The sequence below is a fragment of the Streptomyces sp. NPDC055103 genome (assembly GCF_053607625.1).
The window spans coordinates 1-17,080 of sequence record NZ_JBSGTX010000112.1 but is presented as its reverse complement, the minus strand read 5'-3'; the positions used below and the strand labels follow the sequence as shown (position 1 = coordinate 17,080).

Below are 17,080 nucleotides of genomic sequence, written 5' to 3'. Positions count from 1 at the left end.
GGTCGGGCTCGTCGTCGATCAGGTCACGAAGGCCCCGGCGGACGACCTCGTGGTCGTCGACGAGGAAGACCCGCGTGGGTGTGCCGGCTGCCGGCGGATCGGACATGGCGCCCCCTGCGGTCGGTGGGTTCGTTTCGGCCCCCACAAGGATTGTCCGTCATACGGCGTCTTCGTGGGCACCGAGATCCATCCGCACGTCGACGACACCTTCCACCGCCCGCACAGCGCGGGCGAGCAGCGGAACCAGCGACCGTTCGACGAGCGCACCGTGAAGGGTGGCCACACCCTCCAGTACGGACACGTCGATCCCTGCCGGGGCGGCCGACTCGCCGAGGATGGAACGGCGGATCTCCTCCTCGATCTCGCCGTCCGTTCGGAGGAACACCTTGAGCAGGTCGCTCCGGCTGACGACCCCTTCCAGCATCCCGATGCCGTTCACCACCGGCAACCGCTTCACCTTCCGGGTGGCCATGATGCGTGCCGCCTCGGCGAGCGTGGCGTCCGGGTGGACGGTCACGGCCGGACTCGACATGAGCTCACCGGCCCGCAGGGCTCCGGCCTTGGCCGCCTCGGCGAATTCGTCCGGGCGGGGCTCGTCGAGCCGGAACTCCTCCTTCGGCAGGAGATCCGCCTCCGACACGACTCCGACGACTCGTCCCTCTCCCTCAAGGACGGGAAGGGCACTCACCTTCCACTGGTCCAAGAGAGCGACGATTTCCTTGTAGGGCGCGTCACGGCCGATCGCGATGGCGGTGTGGGTCATGACGTCGCTGACGGTGTAGTGCGAGGCAGACATGGCGTTCTCCGGGGGTGGACGATGGTCTACAGGCCGCTGCCGTGCGGGGCGTACAGATCGAGCAGTCGTACTCGGGCGGAGACGAGGCGACGAGCGAGCGTCTGCCCGACGAGATGCCCGAGGGCGGAGCCGAGAGCAGGGTCGGCGTCCATCATCATGCGCACGGTCAGTGCATCGAACTCGTACGCCCGCACACGTGTCATGGACTCCGCACCGAAGTGCCAGCGATACGGGGGAAACAGCCAAGACCATCCGAGCAGCTCACCCGCATTCACGGTGTCGATCACTGCCGGCGGTGTGCCAGGCACGGCGACGTCCAAGGTGACCGTGCCCGTCCGAAGGATCCAGAAGCGCCGGGCGGAATCGCCCTCCTCGAACAGCCGGGTGCCTTCAGGGAGGTCCACCGAGCCGCCGCATGCCATCAGCCGGTCATGTTGGTCGGCGGACAGAGCTGTTGTGAGCCGAGGGGAAGCAAGAGAGCTCATCGGGGACCTCCTCATCGGTGTCCGCATTCAGTTTCCGCTCCACATCATGGGGAGAGGGAGGGCCGGATGGCCCCCTCTTCGTACCTCTCGGTCGCCGACGCGGCCGGTCGGCATGGCGAGAGAGTGGGAAGAGCAGCGGGACATCCCTGGCACGACCGGTCGCCGCCGTGATGCGCCCCGCTGCGGTCACAGGCGATGTCGGTGAACCGTGCTCGCAGCGTGCGAGCTGCTGCAGCTGTCGACCTGATGCCGTACACCGAAGCCTGGGTCCGACCCGGGCCACGCCGGCGGCGTGCGTACGACGTCACCGCTGCCGCTCGATTTCTTCCACCTCTACGCCGAACTCGCGCTCCGCTTGTTGCCAAGCGCCGCTCGACCGCGCAGGGGCTGGCCGCTCGCGCACGCATCGTGCTGGCGTGCGCGAACGGCTGGAACAACACCGTGGTCGCTGCGCGACTCGGTGTCGGCAGAGACACCGTGCGCCGCTGGCGCACACGGTTCCTGGCCCAGCGGCTGGACGGACTCGCGGACGAACCGCGGCCCGGGGTGCCGCGGACCATCACCGACGCCCAGGTGGAAGAGGTGGTGGTCCGCACCCTGGAGGAGACACCCCCCTGCGGGCACGCGCTGGTCCAAGCGGGAGCTGGCCAAGGTCGTGGGCGTCTCGCCCGCGAGTGTGCTGAGGATGGCACGCCTTCGGTCTCCAGCCGTGGCGGCGGACCGAGACTTTCAAGATCTCCCCGGACCCGTTCCTGATCGACAAGATCCGCGACGTCGTCGGCCTCCACCTCGCCCCGCCGGCGAACGCCGTGGTGTTCGCGGTGGACGAGAAGCCGCAGATCCAGGCACTGGAGCGGACCGCGCCAGTCCTGCCGATGATCCCGGGAGTTCCCGAGCGCCGCAGCTTCGACTACGTCCGGCACGGCACCGTCGACCTGTTCGCTGCCCTGAACACCGCAACCGGCAAGGTGATCACGAAGCTGTCCGCTCAGCACCGGGCCGTGGACTTCCGTGACTTCCTCGACGAGATCGACCGCCAGACCGGCAAGCACCTGGCGGTCCACGTGATCTGCGACAATCTCTCCGCCCACAAGGCTCTCGTGGTGCACAAGTGGCTGCTCGCGCGCCCCCGGTTCCGGCTCCACTTCACCCCGACCTACTCGTCGTGGATCAACCAGGTCGAGCGGTGGTTCGCCGAGCTGGAACGACGATGTCTCGCACGCGGGGTGTTCTGCTCACTCGACGACCTCAAGGCCGCACTCGAAGAGTGGATCAAGGTCTGGAACGACGAGGCCCGGCCCTTCAAGTGGACCAAGACAGCCGACCAGATCCTCGACCGCATCTGCCGCTACTGCGACAGGATCTCCGAACCAGGTCACCCGCCCCGAGGTCTGCCCAGACGCCGAGGGCGATGCTCAGCCCTCCGGCGAGGATCACGAGGCCGCCGGCCGTTCCTGCCCCAGGGTTCAGAGGCAGCGGGTATGGGGGTGCCGGCAGAGGCCGCTGCGCCGCCCGCGGCTGACTGCTCCGGCCTCCCCGCTGTCGCTTCTGGGTGCTGAGGTCGTGTGCGGTCCGGCTGCACTGTCAGACCGCCTCGGTACGGTCGGCGCATGAGAGCTACGGCAACTTTCACCGTCAAAGCGTTCGTTCCGACTGCGTTGGAACCCGAACCGGCTGTGGCCACTGGGCTGCCAGTGGGTATCGCGATGCTGGAGAAGCACTTCGAGGGAGAGGTCGTCGGACGCTCGGCGACCCTCTTCACTGCCGCGTTCGACCAGTCGACGGGCGTCGGCACCTACGTGGCCATGGAGTCGTTCGAAGGCTCGTTGCAGGGGCGGGAGGGGGCTTTCAACTTCGCGCACTCGGCGACAACGTCCGGTAGCGACCGCACAGCGGAGTTCTTCACCATCGTGCCTTCGAGCGGCACCCGCGAGCTGGCCGGGATCTCCGGTGCCGGAGGGATGGCCGTGGACGCGGACGGCACACATCGCATCTGGTTCGACTACCGGATCGGCTGAACGGCGGGTCTTGTCGGCCTCGAACTGCGCTCACTCCGAGCGTGCTAGCCGAATGAGGGTTTCCGGGACGTGAGGACGGCCTTCGTCTGATCTTGTGCTGCCTCGACCGGAGCAGAGGCACTCGACCAGTACGAAGGCCGACGACCGTGTCCCGTGGGATCCAGTGAGCCCGTCCGCCCCCTCCACGTCCGCCCCCCTCCCCACCACCACGGTGGACCCGCAGAAAAGATCTCGAGGTTCGCGCGATGAGTCCCGGAAGGGACGCCGGTATGTACTCACGGGCCCTTCGGTCCCGACCACGTGCAACGACTGGAGAGAGCGATGTCCGACAACCGCGCGAACGACACGGCCGCGATCAACGCCGTCCTGGAGAGCCTCTACAAGGCATGGGACGCTGGCGACCGCCGACGCCTTCGTCGCCGACTACACGCAGGAAGCGACCGCGATCATGCCCGGCTCCTACCGCGCCTCCCGCGAGGAGGTCCGCCAGGGCATGGCGGTGGGGTTCGCCTCCTACCTGAGGGGCACCACGACGAACAACCGGCAGCTGGGGATCCGGTACCTGGGCCGCGACGGAGCGATCGTCGTGTGCGAGGCCGGCATTTTCTTCCCCGGCGAGTCCGAGGTTCCCGCCGACGGATCGTGTACGCGACCTGGGTGTTGGAGAAGCGCGACGGAGCCTGGCTTTTCGCCGCGTACCACAACAGCGCGGTCAAGTCCGCCAGCTGATCCGACGTCAGCCCCGTCGCCCGATGTGCTCGCACCTGCCGGACGGACCGCCCGGCAGGTGCGAGCGATCAGCCGTCGACCTGCTGTGCCAAGCCGAAGGCGGCGAACACGTCGGCGTCCTGGAAGACCGAGACACGGCTGATGCCGCGGGCCGTGACCGTGAACACCTGCAGGGTGTGCAGCTCGAACACGCCGGCGTCGCCGCGCTGATAGGCGGCGAAGCCCGTCTGTCCGTTGGCCCGCACCGGCAGCAATCCTCGGCCGAGGCTCGGGCACGGTTGATGGAGCGCGTGCCTGCAGGCGATCGTGAGGTTACGGTGTCCGACCTGATCCTGGAGATCTTCGAGGAACGGGGCGTGAGCGTCTTCCTCCGGTGACAGCTCGTCGCTTCCAGGCAGTGGTCCCGTGACGGTCATTCGGACTCACAGCTGTGAGACCACACTGAGCCCCGCCACCGCCGCCCGCCGTGACCGCATCCTGGTCGACGTGCCGGCTGTCGGCCTCGGCGCCCTGGCCGCCGCAGTTTTCCTCGGCCGGGATCGCGACGGGGACGATCCTGTGACCGTCGCCGATTCCGAGCCCCGCGCTCGGAGGCTCTCGTCCGCCGCGAGGGCCGCGGAACGGCTACCGGGGCGGGATGGGCTGGGTGAGGTTCAATGGGTTGCCGTCGGGGTCCTGGATGTGGGCGACGCGCTGTCCCCACGGCATGTCGTTGGGGCCGCTGCGGAGCGAGCCGCCCAGCGCCTCCACCCGCCCGAGCGTCTCGTCGACGTCGTCGACACCGATGCTGAGCAGGATCCGGGGCGCCGCCCCGGTCCCCGGGGCCTCCTTGGCCACCAGGCCGAGGTCGGTGTCGCCGATGCGCAAGCCGAGGTAGAAGGTCGGGCCTTCCTCGGGTACGCGGAAGATCTCCTCAGCACCGAACAGTTGCGTATAGAAGTCGAGCAGCACTTCCTGGTTGGCGGTAATGATCACAGGCTGGATGGTGGACATGTCTCTCCTGTCGAGAACGGTCGTGTCATCGGGCAGACCGTTCGAGGACGGTGAACTCATCGGCAAGGCCCGTCGCCGGATGATCCACAGCACAGGGGTAGTACGACACGGCCGATGACGGGCGGGACGCCGATGGGGGCTGTTCAAAGGTGACGGCCCAGCCAGGAGTATCTCCTTGCCCGAGGCCCCGCCGTGGCGACGGCCCGCGAGGCGGAAGCGGACTACTCCCTTCGCCATCGGCCTTTGGTGGCGCGCTGCTGGTGGCTCCCGGGCTGGTGTCGGGCCGATATGTCGGTGCCCTCCTCCCCTGGAAGGGCCGGACGAGCGGGGGATCCGGCAAACCGCCCTACGATCATGCCCATGTCGACCTCCATCTCCTCCCTCCCGGTGCTCCGAGGCCGAGGCGGGGCCGTCCTGTCCGCCGAGGACATCGGACTGGTCCTCGACCTCCCGCGCGAGCAGGTCACCTTCACCCCCGACGGGCTGAGCCGGGTACGTGTCGAGGGCCGCTCGGTCCTGATCGAACTGCGGGCGAAGGCCGGGGCGACACAGCGTGTCCACCGCATCGACGACGTGGACGAGACGGCGGCCACCGTCTTCGCCGACGGGGTCAACGCGATCCTGGCGAACCGGACGGACAGCGACGACGTCGACGGGGCCCCGTTTGCAGTGGTCCGCTCGCTCGCCCCCACCTGGCGGACGAGGTTCCATCGCCGGATCCGGCGCGGCATGCTGTGGCACCTGCTGGCGCTCGTCGTCCTCTGTGTGGTGGCCGGCTCGCTGGGCGAGTGGGACCTGGTGCTCCTCACGGTCCCGATCGGCGGCTTCGCCTGGCTGGGCCTGTGGCTGGGCCTGTACGGGGTGATCCGCGCGCGGCGGGAACGCCGGCTGTACCGACACGGCGTCATACTGACCGCCACCCGGGCGACGATGTCCCGCGGGGGGTACGTCTACCCGGACGCGACGGGGACGTACCGCGGCTTCCTGCACGGCGAGGCCGGCCCCACGATCACCGTGGCCCACCCCCGGGAGGACCCGGCGGACGTGCTGGTGCCGGCGTCGCCGTTCACGCACCTGGTGAACACGTATGCGGGCGCCGTCCTGGTCTTCTGCTGCGGTGGTCTGATCGTCCTCCATGCCGTGATGGCGGTCGCCTTCCTCCTCGACGGCTGAAGCGGTCTTCCTCCCCGTCGTCATGTCGCGTCGCGGGCCGGCCGATTGCCTGTCAGGACAGGCGCTTGCGGACGGTGGCGGAGACGCGGTCGACGGCGACGATCAGGACGACGACCACGAGGATGTGGGTGAGTATCTCGTCGAACTCGAACAGCCTGGTGGACTGGTTGATCAGGAACCCGATGTCAGCCGTTCCACCCGGGCGAGTTCGGCGAGCAGCGTGAGGACCTGCTCGGACGTGGCGGGATCCAGTGCCGAGACCGGCTCGTCGGCGAGTAGGACCCGGGGGTGCTGACACATGCCCCGGGCGACGGCGACGCGCTGCTGCTGGCCGCCGGAGAGGCTGCCGGCGCGGTCGTGCGCGCGGTCGGCCAGGCCGACCCGGTCCAGGCAGGCCATGGCCTCCTCGCGCAGCTCACGGGGGAACAGCGCGGGGACGAGCGACCGGCGCAGCGAGAGCGGGCCGAGAGCGCCGGTGCACACGTTGTCGAGGACGGTGCGGCGGCGGACGAGGTGGATGTGCTGGAAGATCACGGCGATGTCGAGCGGGCCCGTGGGCCTGCCGTCCACGGTGGCGCGGCCGGACTCCATCGGATCGAGACCGGCGGCGGCGCGCAGCAGCGTCGACTTTCCGCGGCCGTTGGCACCCGAGCACGGTCAGGGGGCCCCGCGGGCGACGCCGACGCCGGCCCCGCGAGGGGCGGCTCACCACGACCTGGCCCGCGAGGTCGCCACACGAGGGGCGGTACTGCTCAAGAACGACGGCGCGCTCCTTTCGCTCGACCCCGGTGCGGCTCAACACATGCCGGTTGTCGGCGAGTTCGTGCGTACACCTCCAAATCAGGGCGAGGGTAGCTCGCGCGTGATCCCGACCCGGCTCGACGACGCACTGACCTCGGTCATCGAGGCCGCGCCCGCGGACCGAAGGGTACGACCGCGAGCACATCGAACTCCCTGCCGAGCCGCCCCGGTTGCTCGCCGCTGCGGGGGAGTGGGCGTGGTAGTCGGGCGCGAACCAGTCCCCGCACCACTCCCACACGTTCCCGGCCACCTCGTACAGGCCGAGGCCGTTGGGCAGGTACGCACGCACAGGAGCGGTCGCCAGCCAGCCGTCCGCGCCGGTGTTGGTGTGCGGGAATGAGCCCTGCCAGATGTTGCACAACCACCGTCTCTGGGGGGTGAGTTCGTCGCCCCACGCGCGAACCCGACATTTTCGCCGTCATGGCGGCCGCGCAGGCCGCGCTCGCCTCGGGCCAGGCCGTGGACTTCGCCGAGGACCCGCCGGCACCGGACGAGGCCACCACCGACGCACTGGTTCGGGCGCACGCCCGCGCCGTCGAAGCGGTGAAGTCCCTTGCCCCGCAGGCCAGTACCGGCTGGTCCGTCGCCAACCGGGTGTGCAAGGCCCTGCCCGGATCAGAGAAGGTCGCCGAGGCATTCCGGCACCCGCGTGTGGACGTCTTCCTCGAAGCCGCCCGTGGTGACGACTGGCTCGGCGTGCAGGCGTACGCCCGGACTGTCATCGGTCCGAAGGGCCGGTTGCCCGTGCCCGAGGACGCGGAACGGACCCTCATGGGATGGGAGTACTACCCGCAGGCAGTGGGGGATGCGGTACGCCACAGCGCTTCCGTCGCCACCGGCACCCTGCTGATCGTCACGGAGAACGGCATCGCGACCGCCGACGACACCCGCCGCATCTAGTACACCACCGGCGCCCTGGAGTCCCTCGCCGACGCCATGAACGACGGCGTCGGCGTCCGCGGCCACTTCCACTGGAGCGCCCGGGACAACTACGAATGGGGCCGCTACGAGCCCACCTTCGGCCTGATCGCCGTCGACCGCGAGACCTTCGTCCGTACCCCGAAGCCCTCGGCTGCCTGGCTCGGCGCCGTCGGGCGCACCCGAGTGGTGCCCGGGGAGGTTTGAGGGCATCGGACAGGCGCCGCGTCGGCCGCCCCTCCGGCGGCAGAGGCGCGACGCCGGTCTCGTGGGTGTTGGTCGGGGTCCGGGCAGATCGGTCATGGGGGCGGCGGGCGTGGGGTGCGTGTCGCCCCCGGCTGTCGCGGGAACCGCCGGTCGAGCAAGGGCGTCAAGAAGTCGAAGGCCGATGAGAGGTCGGCCGCCGGGATCGGTCTGCCGTCTGTTCGGCGTGGGCCGAGCACCGCTGCTCACAGGGGGATGACGATGAACGCCGCTGCTCGCAGAATCCGCAAGAGTCCCAACGCTTGGAAGACGTACGCTCTGGGTGCCGCGGCGGTCGCCGTGCTCCTGACGACCACGGCGTGCGGGCCCGACGAGGGTGACCCCGTGGGTGGCTCCAAGCCCTCGGACCGGCCGAGTCCGACGACCTCGTCGAGTCCGGCGAAGCCGCCGGCGACGACGAGTCCGGCGAAGCCGAGTACGACGCCGTCGAAGCAGCCCGGCAGCGGCAGCAGCAGCGAAGGCGAACAGGATGGTGGAACCGGCGGCGACGACAGCTCCAGCATCCTCCTCTGCACCATGAAGGACCTGTCCGTCTCCGCCACGAACTACGACGGGAAGGGCGAGCCGGTCCGGCACATCCTCCTCGTCGCCACCAACACCAGCGGCAAGAAGTGCGAGATCCAGGGCGCCCCCGAGGTCACGCTCGGCGACGCCACGGGCCCGGCCCCGGTCAAGCAGGGGACCGACTCCGGCGAGGTCCTCACCCTCGCTCCCGGCGAGAAGGCGTACGCCGGTCTGCTCGCGACCGGCGGGCACATGGACACCTACGACGTGAAGTCCATGACCCTCGGCCTCGGCAGCCCCGGTGGGGAGGCCGAGCCGGACAAGCCGGTCGACCTGCCCATGCCCGTGGCGTCGTTCCCGGCCGACGACGGGCAGCGCGTCACGTACTGGGCGGGTACCGAGGGCCTCGCCATGCGGCCCGTGACGCAGTCCTGACGTACGTTCGCCGACTGGGCCGCCCGGCTGGCCTGCCCCTGGGTGGGGCTCCATGCCGAGCGGCCCCGCGTGGTGAACTGACTGACTGCCTGACAGCACTCGCCCCCGCCGGGAAGCCGGCGGGGGCGAGTGGTCGGAGTGGGGCAGGTTCTAGATGTGGACGCGGTAGCCGGGGGCTCCGGTGCCGGTGGCGATCACTCCCTGGTCGGCCCACTTGACGGTTCCGGTGGTGCTGGTGGTGTGGAAGTAGGCGTGGATGGCGCCGCTGTCGTCCAGGACGAGGTAGTCGGCGCGGCCGTCGGCGTTGATGTCGGCGAAGCGGATCTGGCCGGCGAGCCAGGTCGAGGAGCCGGTGGCGATGACGCCTTGGTCCGACCAGCCGCCGCGGCCGTTTCCACCGGTGTTGACGTACGCGCGGGTGGCGCCCTGGTCGCCGACGACGAGGTAGTCGGCGCGGGCGTCGCCGCCGATGTCGGCGAAGCGGACCTGGTTGCCCGTCCACGTACCGGAGCCGGAGGCGATGACGCCCTGGTCGGTCCACTGGATGACGCCGGTAATGGCGTCGGTGGTGTTGAGCAGGGCGCGGGTGGCGCCGTCGGGGCCGACGACGAGGTAGTCGGCGCGGGCGTCACCGCCGACGTCGGCGAAGCGGACCTGGTCGCCGGTCCACCCGCTGGAGCCGGTGGCGATGAAGCCCCTGTCCTGCCAGCCGCCGCGGCCGTCGCCGCCCATGTTGACGAAGGCGCGGACCGCCCCGTTGGCGGGGTCCACGATCAGGTAGTCGACGCGGGCGTCGCCGCCGACGTCGGCGAAACGGACCTGGCCGGCCGACCAGTCGTTGGAGCCGGAGGCGATGTAGCCCTGGTCGGTCCACTCGACGGCTCCGGTGGTGGGATGGGCGGTGTTGAGCCAGGCGCGGACGGCCCCGTTGTCGTCCACGACCAGGTAGTCGGCCCGGCCGTCGCCGTTGACGTCCACGTCGTAGTCCCCGGAGTTGCCTGCCTGGCGGGGCGGCGCGGGCTTGACGTCGACGGTCTCCTTGATCCAGCCCTTGTTGGCGGCCTCCCCGATGCCGCGCAGGAACGCGTTCGTCATCTTGGTGTAGCCGCTGTTGTTGGGATGCAGGTTGTCGTTGAGGTCGTCCGTGGTCAGTGAGCCCATACCGACCTGCTGGATCTTGTAGCCCCGCTGGAAACGGTCCAGGACGATCCCGGGGATCGCCTGGTTGTAGGTGTCGATCCGGGCCTGGACCGCAGGGTCGGTTGCCGGTACCAGGGTGGCGACCACGACCACGGTGTCGGGCGAGGCCGTATGGATCTGGTCGATGAGCGTGGCCAGTCGCTGGGGCGCGGTCGCCACCTGGTAGTTGCGGTTCATGTCGTTGGTGCCGATGTGCAGCGTGATCAGATTGGGCTTCGCCGCGGCCAGCCACGTCTCGATGTTCGCCTGCAACTCGTCGATGCGCCAGCCCGAATGCCCTTCGTGACGCGTCACTCCGTCGGCGTCGACCAGCGAACCCACGAACTCCACCACGCCGCCCGAACGCTGGGCGAGTCCCTGCGCCAGGGCGGGCCGGTATCCGGTCCGGGTGGTGCTGCCCACGCCCAGGGTGATCGAATCGCCCAGGGGCATGACCGTGAGCCGCGGCGTCTGCCATACCGGGCCGCCCCACGGCCGGTTCGCGGCGATGATCGTATTGATCATGGCGTAACCGGGGTAGTCCATCATGATCTCGCCTGTACGGTTCCTCGCTTCGCCCAGCGGCCCGAGAACCTTCTCGTTGACCCGGTCCGCGACGGCCTTGGGATAGGCGAAGGCGCTGGAGCCGCTCGTGTGGTTCACGTAGATGCGGTGGGCGTCGTTGTCGTTGTCCGCCGCGGTGAGGTGATCGGTGACCTTCCGGACCTTGGCGTCGATGTCGCCGGGGAGGATCGTCGCCACCTTCCAGTCGTCCTGGATGGAGATGCTGTCGCCGTTGATGCCGTACTTGGCGCTGTCCGCGCCTATGTTGCGGAAGCGCTCCAGGACGATCTTTCCGCGTACATCACTCAGCTTCGGAACGGCTGCCTGAGCCACCCCGCTGACCGACGGCCCCCAGAATCTCTTGGCATTCGGGTCTCCGTCGATATACGTGCGGAAGATCTCGACGCGTTGCGCGTCGGTCGTACTCTGCGGTTCGTCGTTGCAGACCTCGACGGCTTCGCTGCTGTTGTCGCATTCGGCCCGCATGTGCATCATGACTGTTTCGGTGGGATGCGCCGAAAGGAAGTCGTTCAGCACCCGGAGGACATCGGCGAAGTTCGCGTCCTGATAGATCGCGCCGTGGTGGATCGTGAAACTTCCGCCGATGGCCCGCACGCGGATGTCGATGGACCTGATGCCCGCCTGGAGCTGAGCGGCGAGCGTCTCGGCGCTGGGGCCGCCGTTCTGCTGCGTGTACGTGCTGTCGCCCCCGCGGATCGACAGCGTGTCGTGGGTGCCCGGCACGGACAGCCAGCCGAGCGGCGTCTCGCCGTCGACACCCTTCATCCAGTCGGGATTGTTCGCCTTCCCCAGGGACCGGTAGGCCGGGTTGTCCGTGTCGTCATCCAGCGCCCATGCCGTTCCGGGCGCCAGGACGGTGAGGATTCCGGTCATGGCGATGAGGGTGGTGAGCAGGGTGACGGCTTTGTGCCACCCGATGCTCTTCGCAAGGTAACGTCTCACGCAGGATCTCCAAGAATGCGTTCACACAAATCTGTCCTCGATGCCTCGTGCGGGGTTTGCTAATCTTCGAGAAGCTGAAAAGACGGAGCTTCCTACCCGCAGGGCGACAGGCCTTTCGCGAGCATCCCGCACCCTGCTGTCGTTTCGATAACGCGCGGCTAACGGCTGACCGGCGCGCAAGTGCGTGGAAGGCCGTCCGTAAGCTCGTCGCGCCGTCGAGCTACCCGCTGCCATACTCGCCCGGGTGCTCGGCGTCCGTATCCAAGTCGCCGCCCCCTGGCAGAAGGCATCAGCCGGCGATCGGGCCTCTTACGCCGCCGATGTCAGCCGCCGCGTCCCGGAGAACCAGTGAAGCTACCCATCACCATCCACCAAGCACGGCTCGGCTCCACGGAGTTCAAGGTCATCCGACCCGCCCGGCCCCTGGCCCACGCAGTGCTCATCGACCACGATCGGTACCTGAGCACCTCTCTCGATCAGGACGCCGCCCAGCGAATCGGTGGGCTGTGGATGCTCGCCGCCTCTTCACCGCGCTCGCTGGTCCACCTGCCGATGCGGGGGAACCGTGGCCCCTCCCACGCGCTGCCAGAAGACGCCACACGGCAGCTTGATCTCGTGCTGCTGCACCACTCGCTCCAGTTCGCACCCTCCCGCTGGAAGGAACTACGAGGACGGCTCGGGCCAGGGCGTCCGCAGACTGTGACGCTGCCCGGCGCAGGACACACCGACGAAGCCGTGATCGATCAGGAGGCGCGGCACTACCGGGAGAACCGGGATCTGTTCCACCAGCATCTCCACGCCGAGACCCTGTTCATGACCGGCAGCGCGAAGGTGTTCAGGGAGACCGCCCGGCACTTCTTCGACGTCGCCCGAAGCGGCCCCGGACACGTCCCCGCCCATCCGAGCTACCCGCACTTCTGCACACAGCTCCACTCCAACGACGGCACGCTCGGCAACGCGCGCGAGATCCACATCGAGTACTGCGACGAGTGGGACTCATGAGCCCGACCGACACGCCCCCGCCGACCAAGACGTTCAACGAACACCTCCAGCATCTCGTCGAGAGGGCCCTCGCATCCATCCCGGCCGCCGATATCGGCGACATCTACGCTGTCTCCTTCCTCATCGACAACGAGGACGACGACCCTCGGCAGCCGACATTGACGATCGGCTACAACACTGAGACTCAGGCCCGTCACAGCATCCAGTGCGCCTCTGACCAGGCAGAAGCCCGATGGAACTACGCCTTCTGGATCCAGAACGAGCTGGCTGTGGTCGGCGACCTGACCAGCGACCCCGCCGGGGCCGCAGCTCGCCAGGAGTGGATCAGCGACCTCGGACTCTGGTACGACGAGCCGACCGACCTTGCCCGCCGGGATGCGGTCATCGGGCCACTCGCCGCGCAGATCGAGGCCTGCTTCAACCAGACCTGCTGCCGGCTCGCTCGAACCCTCCATACGACCGGCGCCATCGAAAGATCTGTCGGTCGAGCCGTGCCGGTGATCGTCCACGAGCTGGAGTACTACGAGCCGATCGCCCGGCAGACCGAAGCCGCCAACCCGCCCGGCTTCGCCGACGAGTTCACCTCATGGGTCCGCCATGGCTGAGGCATTCGGACAGTTCCAGTACCCGACTCCGCCATGAGCGGTGCTCGACGGACGAACTACTGAGGTTCAACTCGTGGAGGCGTAGAGGCTGATGGTTGGTCGTCCGCTGCTGTGGCTGAGCGTTCCGGTTGGCCACTGAGCGTTGTCCTTGGCCAGTTGAGCGCACGGAGTCGAGTGACCGTGACTGGACAAGATGGTTGGCAGTTGATCGAGACGACTGAGCCGACCCACTAGCGTATTGACGTGCACATCCTCGATGACCCCCGCTTGTCGCCCCGCGTCGCGACTCTTCTGGCGCGGGCGCGGCGCGGCGCTGAGATGCCCGCCGACCGTATACGTGCACTGGCCCGCGCGGAGACTTCCGACGGGGATGAGGCAGCCGTGCCGCCCGAGGCCATCGAGGCGATGATTCGTTTCGAGGAACGCTACGGCGGCCTGTGGTATCCGCTCCTCGGCTCCAACGGCATGGAACACGGCCTGGGCGGCGAGGCCACCATCTACCTCGGCATCGACGGCTGGACCTTCCAAGGCATCCACGATGGTGACCAGGCCTGGTCGGTCGATGTCCTCCCGGACCAGCGCACCGCCATGACGCTCGCGGGACGTACCCGGATCATCAACAGCAGCATCCTTCAACGCCTGGAGGCCCACGCCCAGTTGTCGCAGGCTCGAGGCTGGCCCCATGTGACCTACGCTGTTGCCACCGAATCCAGCCAGGAACCGACGGTCGCCGAAGCCGGCCTCCCCGCCCTCGACGTCGAGGCGACTGGGCCCGCCGACAGGTGGTGGGTCGGCAGCGAGACCGCGATTCATCTGAAGCTTCACAAGTGGTGGGGCGAAGAGGATATTTGGGTCGCGCGCTGCTTTACGGAGCGGGCCGAGAAGCTGGCGACCACGGTCGATGCGCTACGGCACGCGGTGACGGGTGGCGTGTGGCGGAACGAGGACTGGTGCGGGCTGTGTACCCACGCCAGGCAGCCAGCGCAAGCGTGCCTTCCCCACGCGGGGAAGCGGAGCAGCTGACCCCGGAGAAGCCGCCCTCATCGACGACCATCAGAGTACGAGACCTGGGCATGGCGCCGGAGTCTCTGCGCGCCACATCCCCGGGGGCCGGGTGTCGGCCGTCGGCATCCCGTCCGGCCGATCCAGCGGGGCTTCCCGGAGGCTGACTCAAACCCCGGTCCCGAAGCCCACGCGATGATGACAGTGGCCTTTGGCATCATGCCCGCATGGATCTCCACCTCGCACCACCTGTCGGCGTCGGCCCCCTCCGTATCGGTATGACCCGGCAGGACGCCAACACCGCGCTGGACTCGCTCCGCGATCTCTCCGAGATCTCGGAATCAGATCGGCCAGGACAGCACATCTTCCGGCCGAGCGGACTGATGGTCAGCATGCACTGCATGCGGGGCGAGCTCCAGGCGGTTGAGCTCGCCCGTCCGATGGCCACGACAGACCGGGTGGTCTTCCGCGACGTGGACGTCTTCGCGCTGCCGGCCCGCGAGGTGGTTGCCCGCATGCGCGAACACACGACGATCGAGGCCGATCAGGACGACCCCGCTTCCTTCGTCGCCCCCGACCTCCTGCTGAGCTTCTGGCGTCTGTTCGCAGCCGACGAGGACCCGGACGAAGAACAGGGCCACTACTTCACCACGGTCCTGCTGGCCCGGCCCGGCTACTACGACACACCCGCCGAAGCCGAGGAACGGCTCCGCCGGAACGCGTAGACCACCTCCCTCCGTAACGACGTCAAACTCCTCCGAGCCAGGGCCCGAGTCCCCGAAGTGCCCGGTTCGGCTACGTCTCGAAAGCCCCTCCCGGAGTCGGCTTCGCCGATGTACGGTCGGGCGGCCAGATCAGCGAGCAGAGGGGGACGGGGCGGGATGAGCGGAGACCGGGAGAAGCTGCTGCGAGCGGTGGAACTGTTGTTGCTGCCCGGCGTGACGACGACACCGATCAGCAAGCTGATGCCGTTCCTGACGGGCAACAACCACCGGAAGTACGAGATCGCCAAGGTGGTCCGTGAGGCCATGAACAACATGACGGGCGAGGGCCTGGAGGACGAGCAGCGCGTGGAGTTGATCTCGATCGCCGAGGTCGTGCGCCGGCACTAGTAGGGCTTGGTCAGGTTGGTATCGCCGTGGGTATGTCGCGGTGACAGGTGGGGTAGGCGCCGTTCCAGGTGGCGAGGAGAGTCTGTAGTTCGCGGACGATCCGGTAGAGGCTCAGGCCGGCGCCGTGTCTTTTGGGGCTCTGGCCAGCCGCTGGAGGGTGCAGAAGGCGTGGGCGACGGAGGCGAGGGTGACGTGGTGGTGCCAGCCGCCCCAGGTGCGGCCCTCGAAGTGGGCAAGTCCCAGGGCCTGTTTCATCTCGCGGTAGTCGTGCTCGATGCGCCAGCGGAGCTTGGCCAGGCGGGCCAGGGTGGTCAGCGGGGTGTCGGCGGGCAGGTCGGACAGCCAGAACTGGACGGGTTCGGCCTGGTCGGCCGGCCACTCGGCGAGGAGCCAGCACTCGGGCAGCTCCGGGCCGTCAACGGCCTGGCGGACCTCGCGTCCGGCAGGCCGGATCCGCATGGTCACAAACCGCGAGTACATCCGCTTCAAGCCGCTGCGGCCGGTGCCGGGCCGGGAGCCCTCGCGCCATTGCACCGGCTTCGCCGCCTTCCGGCCCGCCGCGATGACCAGCTGTTTCACCGACCGCGGCTTGTCCGGGCACTTCGCAACGGGCGGCCGTCCGTTCCCGCGGTAGGGCTCGGTCACCGGCACTGCCTCGCCGGGCTGGGCCGAGAGGGTGGTGGAGATTCCCACGACGTAGTGGAGGCCGCGGGCCTGCAGGCCGTGCCGGAATGCCGCGGCGTCTCCGTATCCGGCGTCCGCGATGGCCAGCGGCACCTCGATACCCCAGGAGCGGGTCTCGTCGAGCATGTCGAGTGCGAGTTGCCACTTCTCCACGTGCCGGACGTCGTCGGGGATGCCGCAGGCGGTGCGGCGGGCAGCCTTGTCCGGGTCCGCCTTCGGCGAAGCGGGATCCCAGGTCTCGGGCAGGAACAGCCGCCAATTGACCGCTGCCGAGGCATGGTCGGACGCCAGGTGCAACGAGACCCCCACTTGGCAGTTGGTGACCTTGCCCGCGGTGCCGGTGTACTGCCGGGACACGCACGCCGAGGCGTTTCCGTCCTTGAGGAACCCGGTGTCATCGAAGATCAGCGCACTCGGCCGGATCGCCGCTTCCATTCTCCAGGCCAGCCGGGCCCGCACATGTGCCGGATCCCACGGGCTGGTGGTGATGAAGTGGGCCAGGGCCTGCCGGTTCCCGTCCTCACCCAGCCGGGCTGCCATCGGCTCGACCGACTTACGCTGCCCGTCGGCCAGCAGCCCACGCAGGTAGACCTGCCCCCACCGACGCTGGTCGTTCCGCGCGAACGGCTCGAAAACCTCCGCCGCGAAATCCTCCAGATCACACCGCACCGCGGCCAAGTCCTCAGGTGTCACATCCGATCAACGACACAGCCACTCATCTGGACACGCCACCAACGACTGAACCTGACCAAGCCCTACTAGCTTGATCTTTAACCTGTGCGGCGTGGGCGAGGAGTGGTCGACTTCTTGTTCCGGGACGTGGCAGTGCCCGTCTTGCGGGGTGTGTGGACGT

Annotated in this window: 16 protein-coding genes and 5 pseudogenes; 11 read left to right on the top strand and 10 right to left on the bottom strand. The window is 68.6% G+C overall.

The window, feature by feature from the left end:
- From ACWFR1_RS38300 to ACWFR1_RS38290, 3 genes and pseudogenes are all read right to left on the bottom strand, one after another.
- Nucleotides 1–106, bottom strand: a pseudogene (locus ACWFR1_RS38300) (DNA-binding response regulator); the annotation flags it as partial.
- A 51-nt stretch (nt 107–157) separates the two neighbouring features.
- Complete coding sequence (locus ACWFR1_RS38295; protein ID WP_453560218.1) at nt 158–796, bottom strand: CBS domain-containing protein; 639 nt, start codon at nt 794–796, stop codon at nt 158–160.
- A 26-nt stretch (nt 797–822) separates the two neighbouring features.
- Nucleotides 823–1,281 (bottom strand): Crp/Fnr family transcriptional regulator, encoded by a 459-nt coding sequence (locus ACWFR1_RS38290; RefSeq protein WP_453560215.1) that lies wholly within the window; start codon nt 1,279–1,281, stop codon nt 823–825.
- 246 nt (nt 1,282–1,527) lie between these two features.
- Here ACWFR1_RS38290 and ACWFR1_RS38285 point away from each other — a divergent pair.
- Nucleotides 1,528–2,660 (top strand): annotated as a pseudogene (locus ACWFR1_RS38285) (IS630 family transposase); the annotation flags it as partial.
- Between the two features lie 231 nt (nt 2,661–2,891).
- On the top strand, nt 2,892–3,299 hold the full coding sequence (locus ACWFR1_RS38280) for a DUF3224 domain-containing protein (RefSeq protein WP_453560212.1): 408 nt from the start codon (nt 2,892–2,894) through the stop codon (nt 3,297–3,299).
- A gap of 797 nt (nt 3,300–4,096) precedes the next feature.
- On the opposite strand, the gene ACWFR1_RS38275 is transcribed toward ACWFR1_RS38280, so the two are convergent.
- Together ACWFR1_RS38275 and ACWFR1_RS38270 are read right to left on the bottom strand one after the other, a co-directional pair.
- Entirely contained in the window at nt 4,097–4,273 is a 177-nt protein-coding gene (locus ACWFR1_RS38275; protein WP_453560210.1) for a hypothetical protein, read from the bottom strand.
- A 379-nt stretch (nt 4,274–4,652) separates the two neighbouring features.
- Nucleotides 4,653–5,021 carry a VOC family protein gene (locus tag ACWFR1_RS38270; RefSeq protein WP_453560208.1) on the bottom strand — a complete coding sequence of 123 codons (369 nt, stop codon included), beginning with the start codon at nt 5,019–5,021 and terminating at the stop codon, nt 4,653–4,655.
- Between the two features lie 360 nt (nt 5,022–5,381).
- Between ACWFR1_RS38270 and ACWFR1_RS38265 the strand changes: the two genes are divergently transcribed.
- Nucleotides 5,382–6,194: a hypothetical protein gene (locus tag ACWFR1_RS38265; RefSeq protein ID WP_453560206.1), complete on the top strand. Its 813-nt coding sequence runs from the start codon at nt 5,382–5,384 to the stop codon at nt 6,192–6,194.
- Between the two features lie 171 nt (nt 6,195–6,365).
- On the opposite strand, the pseudogene ACWFR1_RS38260 reads toward ACWFR1_RS38265, so the two are convergent.
- Both ACWFR1_RS38260 and ACWFR1_RS38255 read right to left on the bottom strand, forming a co-directional pair.
- Nucleotides 6,366–6,830 (bottom strand): annotated as a pseudogene (locus ACWFR1_RS38260) (ATP-binding cassette domain-containing protein); the annotation flags it as partial.
- 397 nt (nt 6,831–7,227) lie between these two features.
- Nucleotides 7,228–7,356: pseudogene (locus tag ACWFR1_RS38255) on the bottom strand (SUMF1/EgtB/PvdO family nonheme iron enzyme); the annotation flags it as partial.
- 59 nt (nt 7,357–7,415) lie between these two features.
- Between ACWFR1_RS38255 and ACWFR1_RS38250 the strand changes: the two are divergent.
- The gene (locus ACWFR1_RS38250; RefSeq protein WP_453560204.1) at nt 7,416–7,895 is read left to right on the top strand and encodes a hypothetical protein; all 480 of its coding nucleotides are present in this window, start codon (nt 7,416–7,418) and stop codon (nt 7,893–7,895) included.
- A 12-nt stretch (nt 7,896–7,907) separates the two neighbouring features.
- Nucleotides 7,908–8,120 (top strand): annotated as a pseudogene (locus ACWFR1_RS38245) (family 1 glycosylhydrolase); the annotation flags it as partial.
- A gap of 242 nt (nt 8,121–8,362) precedes the next feature.
- On the opposite strand, the gene ACWFR1_RS38240 reads toward ACWFR1_RS38245, so the two are convergent.
- Nucleotides 8,363–8,695 carry a hypothetical protein gene (locus ACWFR1_RS38240; RefSeq protein WP_453560201.1) on the bottom strand — a complete coding sequence of 111 codons (333 nt, stop codon included), beginning with the start codon at nt 8,693–8,695 and terminating at the stop codon, nt 8,363–8,365.
- On the opposite strand from ACWFR1_RS38240, the gene ACWFR1_RS38235 reads away from it, so the two are divergent.
- Nucleotides 8,694–9,116 carry a DUF4232 domain-containing protein gene (locus tag ACWFR1_RS38235; RefSeq protein WP_453560199.1) on the top strand — a complete coding sequence of 141 codons (423 nt, stop codon included), beginning with the start codon at nt 8,694–8,696 and terminating at the stop codon, nt 9,114–9,116. The two genes, ACWFR1_RS38240 and ACWFR1_RS38235, sit on opposite strands and share 2 nt — an antisense overlap.
- Before the next feature lie 150 nt (nt 9,117–9,266).
- On the opposite strand, the gene ACWFR1_RS38230 is transcribed toward ACWFR1_RS38235, so the two are convergent.
- Nucleotides 9,267–11,822 (bottom strand): phosphatidylinositol-specific phospholipase C domain-containing protein, encoded by a 2,556-nt coding sequence (locus ACWFR1_RS38230; RefSeq protein WP_453560197.1) that lies wholly within the window; start codon nt 11,820–11,822, stop codon nt 9,267–9,269.
- Between the two features lie 348 nt (nt 11,823–12,170).
- Between ACWFR1_RS38230 and ACWFR1_RS38225 the strand changes: the two genes are divergently transcribed.
- The 5 genes from ACWFR1_RS38225 (at nt 12,171) to ACWFR1_RS38205 (ending at nt 15,543) form a co-directional block, all read left to right on the top strand.
- On the top strand, nt 12,171–12,824 hold the full coding sequence (locus ACWFR1_RS38225) for a hypothetical protein (RefSeq protein ID WP_453560195.1): 654 nt from the start codon (nt 12,171–12,173) through the stop codon (nt 12,822–12,824).
- Complete coding sequence (locus ACWFR1_RS38220) at nt 12,821–13,429, top strand: hypothetical protein (protein WP_453560192.1); 609 nt, start codon at nt 12,821–12,823, stop codon at nt 13,427–13,429. The genes ACWFR1_RS38225 and ACWFR1_RS38220 overlap by 4 nt, the downstream gene beginning before the upstream one ends.
- Before the next feature lie 243 nt (nt 13,430–13,672).
- Complete coding sequence (locus ACWFR1_RS38215; protein ID WP_453560190.1) at nt 13,673–14,452, top strand: hypothetical protein; 780 nt, start codon at nt 13,673–13,675, stop codon at nt 14,450–14,452.
- 206 nt (nt 14,453–14,658) lie between these two features.
- Nucleotides 14,659–15,156: a hypothetical protein gene (locus ACWFR1_RS38210; RefSeq protein ID WP_453560187.1), complete on the top strand. Its 498-nt coding sequence runs from the start codon at nt 14,659–14,661 to the stop codon at nt 15,154–15,156.
- A gap of 156 nt (nt 15,157–15,312) precedes the next feature.
- Nucleotides 15,313–15,543, top strand: coding sequence for a hypothetical protein (locus ACWFR1_RS38205; protein ID WP_453560185.1), 231 nt, complete (start codon nt 15,313–15,315; stop codon nt 15,541–15,543).
- Nucleotides 15,544–15,654: 111 nt separating this feature from the next.
- Here ACWFR1_RS38205 and ACWFR1_RS38200 read toward each other — a convergent pair whose 3' ends face one another.
- On the bottom strand, nt 15,655–16,920 hold the full coding sequence (locus ACWFR1_RS38200) for an IS701 family transposase (protein ID WP_453560183.1): 1,266 nt from the start codon (nt 16,918–16,920) through the stop codon (nt 15,655–15,657).
- Nucleotides 16,921–17,080 lie beyond the last annotated feature (160 nt).